General features: G+C 65.3%; 17 protein-coding genes. 10 read left to right on the top strand and 7 right to left on the bottom strand.

The features are described from left to right. The first annotated feature begins 38 nt into the window (after window positions 1–38). Window positions 39–1,241, top strand: a complete 1,203-nt coding sequence (locus tag J2X50_RS07150) for an acyl-CoA dehydrogenase (protein WP_429093344.1) — start codon at window positions 39–41, stop codon at window positions 1,239–1,241. Between the two features lie 257 nt (window positions 1,242–1,498). After that, window positions 1,499–1,975 (top strand): cupin domain-containing protein, encoded by a 477-nt coding sequence (locus tag J2X50_RS07145; RefSeq protein ID WP_429093342.1) that lies wholly within the window; start codon window positions 1,499–1,501, stop codon window positions 1,973–1,975. A 53-nt stretch (window positions 1,976–2,028) separates the two neighbouring features. Here J2X50_RS07145 and J2X50_RS07140 read toward each other — a convergent pair whose 3' ends face one another. Then, the gene (locus J2X50_RS07140) at window positions 2,029–3,144 is read right to left on the bottom strand and encodes a mandelate racemase/muconate lactonizing enzyme family protein (protein ID WP_429093339.1); all 1,116 of its coding nucleotides are present in this window, start codon (window positions 3,142–3,144) and stop codon (window positions 2,029–2,031) included. 274 nt (window positions 3,145–3,418) lie between these two features. On the opposite strand from J2X50_RS07140, the gene J2X50_RS07135 reads away from it, so the two are divergent. The 7 genes from J2X50_RS07135 to J2X50_RS07105 all read left to right on the top strand — a co-directional run bounded on the left by J2X50_RS07135 (window position 3,419) and on the right by J2X50_RS07105 (window position 9,183). Continuing rightward, on the top strand, window positions 3,419–3,898 hold the full coding sequence (locus tag J2X50_RS07135; protein ID WP_429093336.1) for a cupin domain-containing protein: 480 nt from the start codon (window positions 3,419–3,421) through the stop codon (window positions 3,896–3,898). Window positions 3,899–4,014: 116 nt separating this feature from the next. Then, the gene (locus J2X50_RS07130; RefSeq protein ID WP_429093333.1) at window positions 4,015–5,205 is read left to right on the top strand and encodes a glycine C-acetyltransferase; all 1,191 of its coding nucleotides are present in this window, start codon (window positions 4,015–4,017) and stop codon (window positions 5,203–5,205) included. Window positions 5,206–5,250: 45 nt separating this feature from the next. Beyond that, window positions 5,251–6,285 (top strand): L-threonine 3-dehydrogenase, encoded by a 1,035-nt coding sequence (gene tdh / locus J2X50_RS07125; protein WP_429093330.1) that lies wholly within the window; start codon window positions 5,251–5,253, stop codon window positions 6,283–6,285. Between the two features lie 108 nt (window positions 6,286–6,393). Next, window positions 6,394–6,897 carry an HPP family protein gene (locus J2X50_RS07120; protein WP_429093328.1) on the top strand — a complete coding sequence of 168 codons (504 nt, stop codon included), beginning with the start codon at window positions 6,394–6,396 and terminating at the stop codon, window positions 6,895–6,897. Between the two features lie 90 nt (window positions 6,898–6,987). Beyond that, a complete protein-coding gene (locus J2X50_RS07115) occupies window positions 6,988–7,905 on the top strand; it encodes an MBL fold metallo-hydrolase (RefSeq protein ID WP_429093326.1) in 918 nt (305 codons plus the stop codon). Further along, window positions 7,871–8,623: a fumarylacetoacetate hydrolase family protein gene (locus J2X50_RS07110; RefSeq protein WP_429093324.1), complete on the top strand. Its 753-nt coding sequence runs from the start codon at window positions 7,871–7,873 to the stop codon at window positions 8,621–8,623. The genes J2X50_RS07115 and J2X50_RS07110 overlap by 35 nt, the downstream gene beginning before the upstream one ends. Before the next feature lie 23 nt (window positions 8,624–8,646). Further along, a complete protein-coding gene (locus J2X50_RS07105) occupies window positions 8,647–9,183 on the top strand; it encodes a DinB family protein (protein WP_429093322.1) in 537 nt (178 codons plus the stop codon). Between the two features lie 98 nt (window positions 9,184–9,281). On the opposite strand, the gene J2X50_RS07100 is transcribed toward J2X50_RS07105, so the two are convergent. The 6 genes from J2X50_RS07100 to aztA all read right to left on the bottom strand — a co-directional run bounded on the left by J2X50_RS07100 (window position 9,282) and on the right by aztA (window position 13,073). Next, window positions 9,282–9,659 carry a type II toxin-antitoxin system VapC family toxin gene (locus tag J2X50_RS07100; protein WP_429093320.1) on the bottom strand — a complete coding sequence of 126 codons (378 nt, stop codon included), beginning with the start codon at window positions 9,657–9,659 and terminating at the stop codon, window positions 9,282–9,284. Then, entirely contained in the window at window positions 9,656–9,883 is a 228-nt protein-coding gene (locus J2X50_RS07095) for a type II toxin-antitoxin system Phd/YefM family antitoxin (RefSeq protein ID WP_429093319.1), read from the bottom strand. Before J2X50_RS07095 ends, J2X50_RS07100 begins: the two co-directional genes overlap by 4 nt. Before the next feature lie 61 nt (window positions 9,884–9,944). Continuing rightward, on the bottom strand, window positions 9,945–10,283 hold the full coding sequence (locus tag J2X50_RS07090) for a TIGR01244 family sulfur transferase (RefSeq protein ID WP_347968270.1): 339 nt from the start codon (window positions 10,281–10,283) through the stop codon (window positions 9,945–9,947). A 116-nt stretch (window positions 10,284–10,399) separates the two neighbouring features. Continuing rightward, window positions 10,400–11,335 carry a zinc ABC transporter substrate-binding protein AztC gene (gene aztC, locus J2X50_RS07085; protein WP_429093317.1) on the bottom strand — a complete coding sequence of 312 codons (936 nt, stop codon included), beginning with the start codon at window positions 11,333–11,335 and terminating at the stop codon, window positions 10,400–10,402. A gap of 23 nt (window positions 11,336–11,358) precedes the next feature. Next, window positions 11,359–12,225 carry a zinc ABC transporter permease AztB gene (gene aztB / locus J2X50_RS07080; RefSeq protein WP_429093315.1) on the bottom strand — a complete coding sequence of 289 codons (867 nt, stop codon included), beginning with the start codon at window positions 12,223–12,225 and terminating at the stop codon, window positions 11,359–11,361. Between the two features lie 2 nt (window positions 12,226–12,227). Then, the gene (gene aztA, locus J2X50_RS07075) at window positions 12,228–13,073 is read right to left on the bottom strand and encodes a zinc ABC transporter ATP-binding protein AztA (protein WP_429093312.1); all 846 of its coding nucleotides are present in this window, start codon (window positions 13,071–13,073) and stop codon (window positions 12,228–12,230) included. A gap of 199 nt (window positions 13,074–13,272) precedes the next feature. Here aztA and J2X50_RS07070 point away from each other — a divergent pair, with 199 nt between their 5' ends. Next, window positions 13,273–13,617 carry a RidA family protein gene (locus J2X50_RS07070; protein ID WP_340035864.1) on the top strand — a complete coding sequence of 115 codons (345 nt, stop codon included), beginning with the start codon at window positions 13,273–13,275 and terminating at the stop codon, window positions 13,615–13,617. Window positions 13,618–13,626: the final 9 nt, after the last annotated feature.

Here is a 13,626-nt window from a genome sequence, read left to right as displayed (position 1 = left end):
CTAGGATGGGTCAAATCACCTTATTCTCCGGAGGAACCATGAGCGCATCCACACCGGCAGGCGGCGGCAGCTTTGTCTGGGCCGATCCCTTCCTCCTCGAAGACCAGCTGACCGAAGACGAGCGCATGGTGCGCGATGGTGCTGCGGCCTTCGCCGCAGACAAGCTCGCGCCACGCATCGAGAACGCCTATCTCGAAGAGAAGACCGACCCGGCGATCTTCCGCGAGATGGGCGAGGCCGGCCTGCTCGGCATTACCGTTCCCGAGGAATATGGCGGCCTCGGCGCCGGCTACGTGACCTACGGGCTGGTGGCGCGCGAGGTCGAGCGCATCGATTCGGGCTATCGCTCGATGATGAGCGTGCAGTCGTCGCTGGTGATGTTCCCGATCTACGCCTACGGCTCCGAGGAACAGCGCAAGAAATACCTGCCCAAGCTCGCCTCGGGCGAATGGATCGGCTGCTTCGGCCTGACCGAGCCGGACGCGGGCTCCGATCCGGGCGGCATGAAGACCCGCGCCGAGAAGACCGCCGGCGGCTACCGTCTGACCGGCTCGAAGATGTGGATTTCCAACGCGCCGATCGCCGACGTCTTCGTCGTCTGGGCGAAGTCGGCCGCGCACGACAACCAGATCCGCGGCTTCGTGCTGGAGAAGGGCATGAAGGGCCTGTCGGCGCCCAAGATCGAAGGCAAGCTGTCCCTGCGCGCCTCGATCACCGGCGAGATCGTCATGGAAGGCGTCGAGGTGGGCGAAGAGGCGCTGCTGCCCAACGTCTCGGGCCTCAAGGGGCCGTTCGGCTGCCTCAACCGCGCCCGCTACGGCATTTCCTGGGGCGTGCTGGGCGCCGCCGAGGATTGCTGGCACCGCGCCCGCCAGTATGGCCTCGACCGCAAGCAGTTCGGCAAGCCGCTGGCCGGCACGCAGCTCTACCAGAAGAAGCTCGCCGACATGCAGACCGAGATCGCGCTCGGCCTGCAGGGGAGCCTGCGCGTCGGCCGACTGATGGACGAGCACAAGTTCGCGCCCGAGATGATCTCGATCGTCAAGCGCAACAACTGCGGCAAGGCGCTCGACATCGCCCGTATCGCCCGCGACATGCACGGCGGCAACGGCATCCAGATCGGCTATCATGTCATGCGCCACGCGCAGAACCTGGAAACGGTCAATACCTACGAAGGCACGCACGACGTGCACGCGCTGATCCTGGGCCGCGCCCAGACGGGGCTGCAGGCCTTCTTCTGAGGCTTGCCGACAAGGCAGGAAATCCGGCGGCCGCGAAGCAGTGCTTCGCGGCCGCCGCTGTTTCATGGGTAGGCAGAGGCGCCGAAGTGCGATCCGGTTTCGCTTGCGGGTTTAGACGGTGCGATTGCGATGCGACTTTCGCGCGAATTGTTTCAGGACTTTGAAACATTCCAGGCTTCCGAGGCTTCAAGCTGTTACATGGTCCCAATATCTCCCGACTGTCCGGCAATTTGCCGGGCAGCAGAGGGGGCTTGTCGATGACCGTTCACAAAGAGGCTGAAAATGCCGGCCAGAATCTATGGTTCGGCGAGAATCTGATGATCATCCGCGTGCCGGCGAGCGCAGGTAGCGACGGAATAAGCATCGTCGAATGCCGCATGCCGCGCGGCGGCTCGACGCCGCTCCATGTCGAACTGAGCGGCGACGACATCATCCACGTTCTCGAAGGGGCGATGCGCTTCCGTGTCGACGGCGAGCATTTTTCCGCCCATTCGGGCCAGACCGTGGTGTCGCCCAAGGGCCTGCCGCATGTGTTTCGGATCGAACCGGGAGAGGGCAGCATCTGCCTGATCGTCACCCAGGGCGGAGAGTTCGAGCGGATGATCCGCGAGATGAGCCTGCCGGCATCCGCCGGGGAACAGCCTGGGGCAGCGCGAGCCACGGAAGCCGGCGAAAGCTTCTTCGACGGCTCCGCGCCAACACCAATACAGGTCGTCGGCGCACCGCCACTGTAGCGCCGATGCTGGGGCTGGACGGGTGCGGGGGCGTGTCCGTCCAGCCTCCATCCCTACGCCGTGCAGGCGAAGACCGGAGCGCCGAAGGCCGAAGTGTCCACCTCGAGGCCTAGGCCGGGTCCATCCGGCAGCCGCATCGCGCCGTCGGCGATGGCAAAGCCGCCGCGCGCATTGGCGACCGTGACCCAGTTGTGGAAGTCGACGGTGTGCTGGCGCAGCGCTTCCGGCGTCGACAAAAGCAGGCCCGAATAGGCTGCCGTGTCGATCTGCGCGCCGCCGGTGTCCTCGATCGTGACCTTGAGGTTCTTGGCGACCGCGATGTCGCGGAGCAGCTTGGCCCTGCTCAGTCCTCCGACACGGGCGAGCTTGATGGTGATGCCGTCGACCAGCCCGTCGGCGATCGCCCTCAGCAGCACGTCGACACCGTCGATCGTCTCGTCCAGCACCAGCGGCCGCTCGGTGGCGCGCCGGACCGCAAGGTTTTCCTCGTAGCTCGCGCAAGGCTGCTCCAGCGTGTAGTCGAGGTGGCGCGTCGCCATCAGGAAACGCCGGGTCTCGGCCGTGCCCCAACTGGCATTGGCGTCGCAGAACAGCACCGTGTCCGCCGGCACGACAGCGCGGACGGCCTCCAGCCGGGCAATGTCGTCATTGACGTCGAGGCCGACCTTGACCTGCAGGCGGCGATAGCCTTCGGCGATGTATTTCCCCGCGCGGGCGGCCATGGCCTCCGGCGATTGCTGGGCGATGGAGCGATAGAGCGCAAGGCTTGTTCCTTCGGTGCCGCCGCTCATGGCCGCCAGCGACAGGCCCGAACGCTTGCCCGCGAGGTCCCAGAGCGCCATGTCGATGGCCGACTTGGCGTAAGGGTGGCCCTTGAGCAGCAGGTCCATACGCCGGTTGAGGGACTCGATGCCGGCGGCGTCGCATCCGAGCAATTGCGGCGCGAGTTCCTTCATCGCCTCGCGGGCGCCCGATGCAAAGGCCGGGTCGTAGAAGCTGCCGAGCGGCGCCATCTCGCCGTAGCCGGCGATGCCGTCGCGGCTGACGATCTCGACGATGGTCGAATCGAAGCCCTCGGCGCTGCGACCGCCGGAACAGCGATAGGTGCCGTCGCGAAACGGCTGCCACTGCCGGAAAATGCGGACGGTTGAAATGCTGGTGTCGGCCATGGTGTCCCCGCGCTGCTGGACCAGATCGACGCCAAGGTTATCTCGCCCGGTCGCGCCTCGCGGCGAGGGAAGCGGCGTATCCGGGCGTCGCTTTAGTGACAGGGGGCTTGCGAAGTGCGCGGAGCCGGAATCTTCGATTTGGTTCGAAAGCCACGCGAATTGTTTCAAATGGAAGATACAGCTTTCGTTCTTGGTGAATTCGAGCGGATACGCGGCACCACTAGATCGATGTCGACGCCGGCAAGGCGCCTCCCATCCATCGAAAGGAAACCCTTTGACCATCCACGCGAAGACTGAGAGCGACGGCGAAATGCTGTGGTTCAACGGCACTCTGGCAACCATCCGGCTTTCGGGCGAGGCGGGCGCGGATACGATCAGCGTGATCGAGCACCTGATGCCTTATGGCTCCTCGCCGCCGCTTCACATCCACCGCAACGAGGACGAAGTCTTCCACATTCTGGAGGGCGTGGTGCGGTTCAATGTCGGCGGCAAGGACCTCTATGGCCACGCCGGCCAGACGATGCTCGCGCCCAAGGGCATTCCGCACAGCTACCGCGTCGAATCCGCGGAAGGTGCGCGCTGTCTGACCATCACCACCCGCGGCGATTTCGAACGCATGGTGCGCGAAGTCAGCGTTCCGGCTCCCAAGGCGGAGATCCCGCCGCAGGTCGCGCCCACCCCCGAGGTCGTCAAGGTGTTGACCGAGGCCTGCGCCCGCAACGGCATCGACATCATCGGCGCGCCGCTCGCCTGAACTCGTTACCGGACGGATGAGGGAACTCATCCGTCCGTCCTCTCGCATTTTTGGTGGCTTTTCGATCTGCCTGAGACGACACTCTGCCCAGGTTCTACTCAATCGGGCAGCAAAAGATGAGCCAAGCGTTTGTTTCACATCTGGCTTCCGAATTGGAAGCACTGAAGACGGCGGGCCTCTATAAGTCCGAGCGCGTCATCACCTCGACCCAGTCGGCCGAGATCGAAGTTGCCGGCGGCCAGAAGGTGCTGAACTTCTGCGCCAACAACTATCTCGGCCTCGCGGACAGCCGCGAATTGCGCGAGGCGGCAAAGGCCGCGCTCGACCGCTACGGCTACGGCATGGCCTCGGTTCGCTTCATCTGCGGCACGCAGGAGGAGCACAAGGCGCTCGAGGCCAGGATCTCCGGCTTCCTCGGCATGGAGGACACGATCCTCTACTCGTCATGCTTCGACGCCAATGCCGGCCTGTTCGAGACACTGCTCGGCGAGGACGACGCCATCATCTCCGACGCGCTCAACCACGCGTCCATCATCGACGGCGTCCGCCTGTCGAAGGCCAAGCGCTTCCGCTATGCCAACAACGACATGGCGGCGCTGGAGGAGGAACTGAAGAAAGCCGAGGGTTGCCGCTTCAAGCTGATCGCCACCGATGGCGTGTTCTCGATGGACGGCATCATCGCCAACCTCGGGGGCGTCTGCGATCTGGCCGAGAAGCATGGTGCGATGGTGATGGTCGACGACAGCCATGCCGTCGGTTTCGTCGGCGCCAACGGTCGCGGCACGCCCGAGCACTGCGGCGTCGAGGGCAGGGTCGACATCATCACCGGCACCTTGGGCAAGGCGCTTGGCGGTGCGTCGGGCGGCTACACATCGGCCAGGCGTGAAGTCGTCGACTGGCTGCGCCAGCGTTCGCGGCCCTATCTGTTCTCCAACACGCTCGCCCCATCGATCGCCGGCGCCTCGATCAAGGTGCTGGACATCATCGCCGGGGGCGGCTCCTTGCGCGAAAAGCTCTACGCCAACGCCGCGCGCTTCCGTGCCGGCATGGGCAGGCTCGGCTTCACGCTGGCCGGCGCCGACCATCCCATCATCCCGGTGATGCTGGGCGATGCTTCGCTCGCGCAGGAAATGGCCGCGCGCATGCTGAAGCGCGGAATCTACGTGATCGGCTTCTCTTTCCCGGTGGTGCCGAAGGGGCAGGCGCGCATCCGCACCCAGATGTCCGCGGCCCACTCGGCCGAGGACATCGATCGGGCGGTCGCGGCATTCGGCGAGGTCGGCCGGGAACTCGGCGTGATTTCCTGAGGCCGCGAAAGCGATTCTGGATCAAGGGATTCGGAGGAAAAGACGATGTCCAACATGATGCGCGCGCTGGTGAAGGCCAAGGCCGAACCCGGTATCTGGATGGAAGAGGTGCCCATACCCGAGATCGGCCCCAATGACGTGCTGATCAAGGTGCGCAAGTCGGCGATCTGCGGCACCGACGTCCACATCTACAACTGGGACCAGTGGGCACAGAAGACGGTGCCGGTGCCGATGGTGACCGGCCATGAATTCGTCGGCACGGTCGCCGATTTCGGTGCCGGTGTGACGGACTACAAGGTCGGCCAGAGGGTATCCGGCGAAGGGCACATCGTCTGCGGCCACTGCCGCAACTGCCGCGCCGGGCGCGGCCATCTGTGCCGCAACACGCTCGGCGTCGGCGTCAACCGGCCGGGCTCCTTCGCCGAATATGTCGTCATCCCGCAGCACAACGTGGTGCCGATCCCCGACGACGTGCCAGACGAGGTGGCGGCGATCTTCGACCCGCTGGGTAATGCCGTGCACACCGCGCTTTCCTTCGACCTGGTTGGCGAGGACGTGCTGGTGACCGGCGCCGGGCCCATCGGCATCATGGGGGCGATGGTCGCCCAGTGCGTGGGGGCAAGAAAGGTGATCATCACCGACATCAATCCCACGCGGCTGGCGCTTGCGCGCAAGATGGGTATCCACCACGTGGTCAACGCTGCGAAGGAGAAGCTCGTCGACGTCATGCGCGAGGAGGGCATGACCGAGGGCTTCGACGTCGGCCTCGAAATGTCGGGCTCGGCGGTGGCCTTCCGCGACATGATCGAGACTATGAACAATGGCGGCAAGATCGCCATCCTCGGCATCGCGCCGACCGGGTTCGAGATCGACTGGAACAAGGTCATCTTCAAGATGCTGCACCTCAAGGGCATCTACGGCCGCGAGATGTTCGAGACCTGGTACAAGATGATCGCGCTGGTGCAGGGGCCGCTCGACGTGACCGGTCTCATCACCCACCGGATCGGCATCGACGACTACCAGGCGGGCTTCGATGCCATGCGCAGCGGCAACTCCGGCAAGGTCGTCATGGATTGGTAGCTAGTAGGAAAGTTTTTTCACTGTAGGGCGAATTTTTCGAACAATGCTGCGTTGCCAAGTTCACCGGCGATTTGCTATTCAAGCGGGCCGTTTCGCCGGGGGTACGACTTGCGCCGCCACATACGATCCCTTACCGCACGCCACGAGCCCAAGGGGCACTTCGTCGCCCATTTGAAATCGGGGTCGGGGGCCGTCATCGGCCTGTCGGCGGTCGGTGGCCTGACGTCGCTCACCGGCATACCGATGCTGATCGCCCCGCTGGGCGCCACCGCCGTGCTCATGTTCGGGCAGCCCGCCAGTCCGCTGGCGCAGCCGATCAACGTGTTCGCCGGCTACTTCATCGCCACGCTCCTCGGCGTCGGCGCGGCGATGGCCTTTCCCGGCCTCTGGGAAGTGTCCGCCGTCGCCGTCGGCCTTTCCATCGCGCTGATGCTGATGTTCCGCGTCACGCACCCGCCTGCGGGGGCCATCCCGCTGGTGGCCACCGCATCGCCCTATCAGAGCGGGACGCTGTTCGTCGTCGTGCTCGCGGGCTGCATAAGCCTGCTCCTTCTGGCGCTGGTCCTTCACTGGATTCCGCCTCGCGCGCAGTATCCGCGGCGCGTTGACTGACGCTTTCGCCTTGCCTCGGCCGTGCCCGACGCTCTACCGTCGGACGAACAGGAGGCACCGCATGATTTCCATCTCGCCGGGGCGAGGCGCATGAGCGGCCGCCTGGTCCTGCTCGGCACCAAGGGCGGCCCGGCAATCAGGCCCGGCGGACCGTGGCCGACTTCTGCGCTGCTGGAACTCGGCGGGCGCAGGATCGTGATCGATTGCGGGCTCGGGGTCACCCGCGGCCTCACCGATGCGGGCCTCAGCCTCAAGGCGCTGGATCTCGTCTTCGTCACCCATCTCCATTCCGACCACGTGCTCGAACTGGGGCCGCTCATCCATACGGCCTGGACCGCGGGGCTTGCCACGCCGGTCAGGGTGTTCGGCCCTGTGGGTTTGAATCGATACTGGCAGGGCTTCGTCCAAGCGCTTGAATTCGATATCGAAACCCGGATCGAGGACGAGGGCCGGCCCGACCTGCGCCAAATGGTCGAGATCGTCGAGTTCGGCGAGGGCCTGGTCATGGATGACGGCGGGCTCGAGGTCCGCGCGTTGCGCGTCGACCATCCACCGGTGACCGAGTGCTTCGCCTTGCGCTTCGATTGCGGCGGCTCGGGCGTCGTCGTTTCGGCCGATACCGCGTTCTTTCCGCCGCTCGCGGAATTTTCGCGCGGCGCCGACGTTCTTGTACATGAGGCGATGCTTCAGGCAGGCGTAGAGCGGCTCGTCGCCCGAACCGGCAACGGCGCACGGCTGCGCGAGCATCTGATGGCGAGCCACAGCCTGGCCGAGGAAGCCGGCACGATCGCCGCACGCGCCGGCGTCGGGCGGCTGGTGCTCAATCACCTGATCCCGGCCGACGACGACGAGATCGGCGAGCCCGACTGGATCGAAGCTGTCAGGAAAACGTGGTCCGGTCCCTTGACGATCGGCCGCGACGGGCATGTTCTTTCAGTCGGGGGCGACGAAGTCGGGAATCGGGAGGATCGACATGAAACTGGCAACGCTGAAGAGCCGAACGCGTGACGGACAACTGGTGGTCGTTTCACGCGACCTGACGCGCTACACAGACGCCTCGTTCCTGGCGCCCGATCTGCAGGCCGCGCTGGATGATTGGCGCCGCATCTCCCCGCATCTCATGACGCTGGCCGAGTCGCTCGAAATCGGCTCGGTGCCGTCGGCCCGCTTCCACGAGCACGATGCGCTTGCCCCGCTGCCGCGCGTCTATCAGCGCGTCGGCGGTGGCGATGCCTTGATTGCCCCGCGCGATGCGATCGAACTCACCGGCAAGTCGCGCGATGCAAGGGTGGAGGCTTCGGTCGCAGCCATCGTCACCGACGTCGGCCTGGCGACCGGAGAGGCCGGCGCCCGCGAGGCGGTGGCATTGCTGGTGCTTGCCGCCGACACCGTGCTCGACGGCGGCCAGACCGGCACCTCCACCTTGTCGCCGGTGGCGGTGACGCCCGACGAACTGGGCGGTGCCTGGGATGGTGCCGTGCATCTGGCGCTGTCGGTCGGATCGCGGACCGTCGCGACCGGAGGCTGGACTCCGTTTCCGCAACTCATCGCCAATGCGACCGTCGGGCGCCCGCTCCACGCAGGTGCGGTGGTTCGCGGCGGCGCCGAAGTCATATCCGCATCGCTCGGCGACACCGTCCGCATCGAGATGAAGGACGCGGCCGGCCATTCGATCTTCGGCGCCATCGAGCAGCAGGTCGGCCGCTTCGGCCCGCCATTGCCCTGATCGAGGCGTTGCAGGACGAGGCAATGGACCTGACGAGCCATTTCCGTCGCATGGCGCGGAACAACCTGTGGTCCAACGACCGCGTCTACCGCGCTGTGACGGCCCTGCGGCCAGGCGAGTTCGAGGCCGGGCGCACGAGCTTCTTCCCCTCGCTCAGGGAAACGCTGAACCACATCCTGGAGGTGGATCTCTACTACCTCGACATGATCGAGGAGAGCGGGGAGGGGCGGCGGGTCTTCGAGAAGTTCAGAGCTTTCGACGAGGCCGCCAAGCTTGCCGAGGCACAGGCGGAATTCGACCGTCGCCTCGTCGCCTGCTGCGACCGGCTGTCGGAAGCCGATCTCGACCGGCAGGTGCTTTCGGATCGCGGCGAGGCGGGGCAAATCCCCGAGCGTATCGGCGATCTGCTCGCCCACCTCTTCATCCACCAGATCCATCATCGCGGCCAGGTGCACGCGATGCTGTCCGGCACGTCGGTCGCGCCGCCGCAACTCGACGAGTTCTTCCTCGACTACGATCTCCGGTTCCGTGGCGAGGAAGTCGAGCGCCTGGGGCTTTAGAGCAATTCCAGGAAAAGTGCGCAGCGGTTTTCCGTCCGGAATTGCGTAAAAACAAAGAGATAGAGCGTTTCCGCGATTCGAAGAAAAGCGGAAACGCTCTAGGCAACAGCCACGTCGTAGCGTGCAAACATCGTGTCGGTGGTCAGGATGGCGAGGTTCTCGACCTGCGCCTGGGCGATCAGCAGCCGGTCGAACGGGTCACCGTGGAGACGCGGCAACGACGCGACCTTCTGGGCATGTGCAAAGGTCACTGCAAGCGGGGTAAATTGCATGCGCGGCAGCAGCGATGCCAAGTCGGCGGGCGCATCGAGCTTGCCGATACCCATCTTGATGGCGATTTCCCAGATGCTGGCCGCGCTCGCGTAGACGACGGCCGAGGACGCCAGAACCTGGCGATGCCTCGGATGCAAACGGGAATCGTCGTTGACCGACCAGAGGATGACGTGAGTGTCGGCAAGGAATGCCTCGCCGGTCACTCAGCATATTCCTTGAACTCGTCGAGCGGGGCGTCGAAATCCTCGGCCATCCAGATCTTGCCCTTCAGCGCTCCGATGCGCGGAAGCGGCCCCTCTTCCGGCTCGGGAGGTACGACGCGCGCCACCGCCTTGCCGTGCCGCGTGACGACGATCTCCTCGCCGGCTTCCGCCCGCTTGATGAGTTCGGAGAACTTGGCCTTGGCTTCGGCGACCGAAATGTTCATGCCGTGATCCTTATGACCATAATTTAGGTCATAATTGGCTGGCGAGCAACAGTTCCGCCGGTCAGCCCTTGCTCTGCTGGATCGCCATGTAGAGGTTGGTGCAGCGGGTGCCGGAGCGGCAATAGGCGAACACCGGACCTTCCATCTCGTCGAGCGCTCCGGCCATGTCGGTGACGTTGTCGACGGTCATCTGGCCGCTGATGACGGGAATGTGGCGGAAGGCGAGGCCGGCAGCTTCGACCGCTGCCTTGACGCTCACGGCGGACGGCTGGCCCGGCTGCTCGTCGTCGGGACGGTTGCAGATGACGCTCTTGAAGCCGGCGGCCTTGATGGCGGCGACGTCGGCCGGGTCGATCTGGCCGGAAACCGAGTAGCCGTCGGTGATCTGGCGGTATTCCATGGTAGTCCTCGCAGGTGCTTGGCCGCTGTGGCGGCGGTTCGGCGCCAGTCTTGCCACTGTCGGCGCGGCAGGGCAACCGTCGAATGGCTGCCCCGCCAAGACGTGAAGTCCGAGCCTCAGCTGCCCAGGATCGCACCCTTTATCGTGCCGATATTGTTCTTCATCAGGTCGATGTAGGTCGGCGCGGGGCCGTTGGCCTTGGAAAGCGCGTCGGAATAGAGCGTGCCGCCCACCGTCACGCCCGTCTCGGCGGCGATCTGTTCGACGAGGCGAGGGTTGGTGATGTTCTCGACGAAGATCGCCGACGCCTTGTCCTCGCGCACCTGCCTGATCAGGGCTGCGACGTCGGCCGCCGAGGCCTCGGCTTCGGTGGAAATGCCTTCAGGCGCCAGGAAGGTCACGCCGTAGGCATTCTCGAAGTATCCGAAAGCGTCGTGCGAGGTGATGATCGTCCGCTTGTCGGCCGGAATGGCTTCCACCGATGCCTTGATGTAGGCCTCGGCCTCTGAAAGTTCGGCCGTGTAGCGTGCGGCGTTTGCCTTGTAGGCGTCACAGCCGGCCGCGTCGGCGGCGCAGAAGGCGCCGGCGATGTTGCTGACATAGATCTTGGCATTGGCGGAGGATTGGAACGCATGCGGGTCGAAGCCGTCATGGTGGCCATCCTCGGCGGTGCCTTCCTGCTCGTGCGAATGCGCTTCCTTCATCTTGAGCGGCTCTATGCCCTTGGTCAGTTCGACGATCGAGGCCTTCGTGGCGCTCGCCTCGACCAACCGCTGCAGGAAGCCCTCGAATTGCAGGCCGTTGACCAGCACGACGTCGGCCTTGGACATCGTCACCGCATCGGCAGGAGACGGCTCATAGACGTGAGCGTCGCCGTCGGGACCGACCAGCGTGGTGAGTTCGATGCGGTCGCCGCCAACATTCCTGGCGAAATCGCCGATGATCGAGAAGCTGGCCACGACCTTGAGCGGCTCGGCGGAGAAGGCCGTCGTCGGAGTCGATATTAATGTTATAACAGTCAAAGCGGAAGCGAGGCCAATCAGTCTGTGCATGGGCATGTCCTTCTGCGAGTGGATCAGGCGGTGCGGTGGCGGTGGTGGCGCAGCTTGGTGTTGAAGATGCCGCGCGTGCCGAAGAATATCGATGCGGCATAGATCGTGCCGGCCGAGAGGATGATCGCGGGACCCGAGGGCAGGGAGCCGTGGTAGGAGATCAAGAGGCCCGCGATGCAGGACACTGCGCCGAAGGCAAAGGCGAGCACGCACATGGGTTCGACGCGCGCCGTCCAGAAGCGGGCCGCGGCCGCCGGCAGCATCATCAGGCCGACCGACAGCAGCGTGCCGAGTGCCTGGAAGCCGCCCACGAGGTTGAGCACCACCAGGCCGAGGAAGATGAAGTGCACCGGCGTTCCGAGGCGGCTGACCGAGCGCAGGAACAGCGGGTCGAGGCACTCGGCGACCAGCGCGCGCCAGAAGATGGCGAGCGTCAGCAGTGTGACGCCGGAAATCAAGGCGATCAGGGTCAGGGCGTCGTCGTTGAGCGCGAGCACCGTTCCGAACAGCACGTGCATGAGGTCGACGCTCGATCCGCGCAGCGAGACGATCAGCACGCCAAGTGCCAGCGAGATCAGGTAGAAGGCCGCCATCGAGGCGTCCTCGCGTTGCACGGTGAAGCGCGAAACCGCGCCGGCCCCGAGCGCCACTATGACGCCGGCAACCAGTCCGCCGATCGTCATCGGCACGATCTGCAACCCGTAGAGCAGGAAGCCGGCCGCAGCACCGGGCAGGATGGCGTGGGCCATGGCATCGCCCGTAAGGCTCATGCGCCTCAGCATCAGGAACACGCCGACCGGGCAGGCGCCAAGCGCAAGCAGCAGCGAGCCGGCCAGCGCACGCTGCATGAAGCCGAATTCGACGAAGGGCGCGATCAGCAGGTCATACATGGTCAGGCAGGCCTCGGGCCGGATTCATGGTCGGGGCGGTCGCGGATGTCGCCGTGCTCGTGATGGTGGTGGCCGTCATGGTCATGCGTACGGGCATGCTCATGCTCATGCCCGTCGTCCGGCGCGCACCAGGGCGCGTCGTCGTGCCATGCTTCGTCGAAACGCCGCGCCCTGAGCAGGTTCTCGGCGCGCAACGCGTCCGCCGTCCGGCCCCAGGCGACGGGCCGGCGGGCCAGAAGCAGCGTGTCGGGGAAATTGGCCCGCACGAGTTCCAGGTCGTGCGCCACGACCATCACCGTCCGGCTCTCGCCGTGCCAGCGCTTGATGAGCGCGATGAGGTCGCCGATGGTCTTGGCGTCGACCGCGTTGAACGGTTCGTCGAGCAGGATGAGGTCGGCATCCTGGACGAGCACCCGGGCGAAGAGGGCGCGCTGCAACTGGCCGCCCGAAAGCGTGTCGATGGCGCGCTTCTCGAAACCTTCCAGGCCCACGGCCATCAAGGCATGGGCGACCGCCTCGCGGTCGTCGCGGGTGTAACGCCCGAGCAGGCCACGCCGCGGCCACAGCCCGAGCGAGACGAGGTCGACCACACGTGCCGGAAAGCTGCGGTCGAGCTCCGACTGCTGCGGCAGGTAGGCGATACGCTTGCCGTCGGCGACCGTGCACTGGCCCGAAATCGGCTTCAGCACGCCGACGATGCCTTTCATCAGCGTGGATTTGCCGGAGCCGTTGGCGCCCACCACGGCCGTCAGCGAGCCTGCGGCGATGGTGCCGTTGAGGTGGTGCACGGCCGGGTGGCTGTTGTAGCCGAGCGTCAGGTCCTCGAATGTCAGGCAGGCTTCGGGCATATTTTTCCTGGCCGCGTTACCGATGCCCTCTCGATATGTGATGTTATTACATTAGTCAACAATCCGGAGGGACGTCGGCGAGGATCTTCACCGGTGGGTCGGGCTTCCGCGCCTGGCCCACGGATTTCGTGGCCTGCGGCCTTGCGCCGAGGGGGCGGCAATCTCTAAAGAGGACACCACCCAACGGAAGGAGAACTCCATGAGCGTTCGTCGTATCGACATCGGCCCCCGCATGAGCCAGGTCGTGATCCACAACAATACGGTCTACCTGGCAGGCCAGGTCGGCGCCCCCGGCGAAAGCGTGGCCGCGCAGACCAAGACCATCCTGGCCGAGATCGACTCGCTGTTGGCCAAGGCCGGCACCGACAAGACCAAGATCCTCCAGGCGATCATCTGGCTGGACGACATGTCGACCTTCGCCGAGATGAACTCGGTTTGGGATTCCTGGGTGCCGCAGGGCCACACTCCGGCCCGCGCCACCGGCGAGGCCAAGCTCGCCGCCCCGGAATACAAGGTCGAGATCATCGTCACGGCCGCTGCCTGACGTGCTGCG

Source organism: Aminobacter sp. BE322 (genome assembly GCF_050433525.1).
In the GTDB taxonomy this organism is placed as follows: domain Bacteria; phylum Pseudomonadota; class Alphaproteobacteria; order Rhizobiales; family Rhizobiaceae; genus Aminobacter.
This window is presented reverse-complemented; position numbering and strand designations above follow the sequence as displayed.

What these genes read in the sequence shown, in the direction of transcription:
- J2X50_RS07150 (WP_429093344.1), top strand. Translation starts at nt 39, where the DNA reads ATGAGCGCATCCACACCGGCAGGCGGCGGCAGCTTTGTCTGGGCCGAT.
- J2X50_RS07145 (WP_429093342.1), top strand. Translation starts at nt 1,499, where the DNA reads ATGACCGTTCACAAAGAGGCTGAAAATGCCGGCCAGAATCTATGGTTC.
- J2X50_RS07140 (WP_429093339.1), bottom strand. Translation starts at nt 3,144, where the DNA reads ATGGCCGACACCAGCATTTCAACCGTCCGCATTTTCCGGCAGTGGCAG.
- J2X50_RS07130 (WP_429093333.1), top strand. Translation starts at nt 4,015, where the DNA reads ATGAGCCAAGCGTTTGTTTCACATCTGGCTTCCGAATTGGAAGCACTG.
- tdh (WP_429093330.1), top strand. Translation starts at nt 5,251, where the DNA reads ATGTCCAACATGATGCGCGCGCTGGTGAAGGCCAAGGCCGAACCCGGT.
- J2X50_RS07115 (WP_429093326.1), top strand. Translation starts at nt 6,988, where the DNA reads ATGAGCGGCCGCCTGGTCCTGCTCGGCACCAAGGGCGGCCCGGCAATC.
- J2X50_RS07110 (WP_429093324.1), top strand. Translation starts at nt 7,871, where the DNA reads ATGAAACTGGCAACGCTGAAGAGCCGAACGCGTGACGGACAACTGGTG.
- J2X50_RS07105 (WP_429093322.1), top strand. Translation starts at nt 8,647, where the DNA reads ATGGACCTGACGAGCCATTTCCGTCGCATGGCGCGGAACAACCTGTGG.
- J2X50_RS07095 (WP_429093319.1), bottom strand. Translation starts at nt 9,883, where the DNA reads ATGAACATTTCGGTCGCCGAAGCCAAGGCCAAGTTCTCCGAACTCATC.
- J2X50_RS07090 (WP_347968270.1), bottom strand. Translation starts at nt 10,283, where the DNA reads ATGGAATACCGCCAGATCACCGACGGCTACTCGGTTTCCGGCCAGATC.
- aztC (WP_429093317.1), bottom strand. Translation starts at nt 11,335, where the DNA reads ATGCACAGACTGATTGGCCTCGCTTCCGCTTTGACTGTTATAACATTA.
- aztB (WP_429093315.1), bottom strand. Translation starts at nt 12,225, where the DNA reads ATGTATGACCTGCTGATCGCGCCCTTCGTCGAATTCGGCTTCATGCAG.
- aztA (WP_429093312.1), bottom strand. Translation starts at nt 13,073, where the DNA reads ATGCCCGAAGCCTGCCTGACATTCGAGGACCTGACGCTCGGCTACAAC.
- J2X50_RS07070 (WP_340035864.1), top strand. Translation starts at nt 13,273, where the DNA reads ATGAGCGTTCGTCGTATCGACATCGGCCCCCGCATGAGCCAGGTCGTG.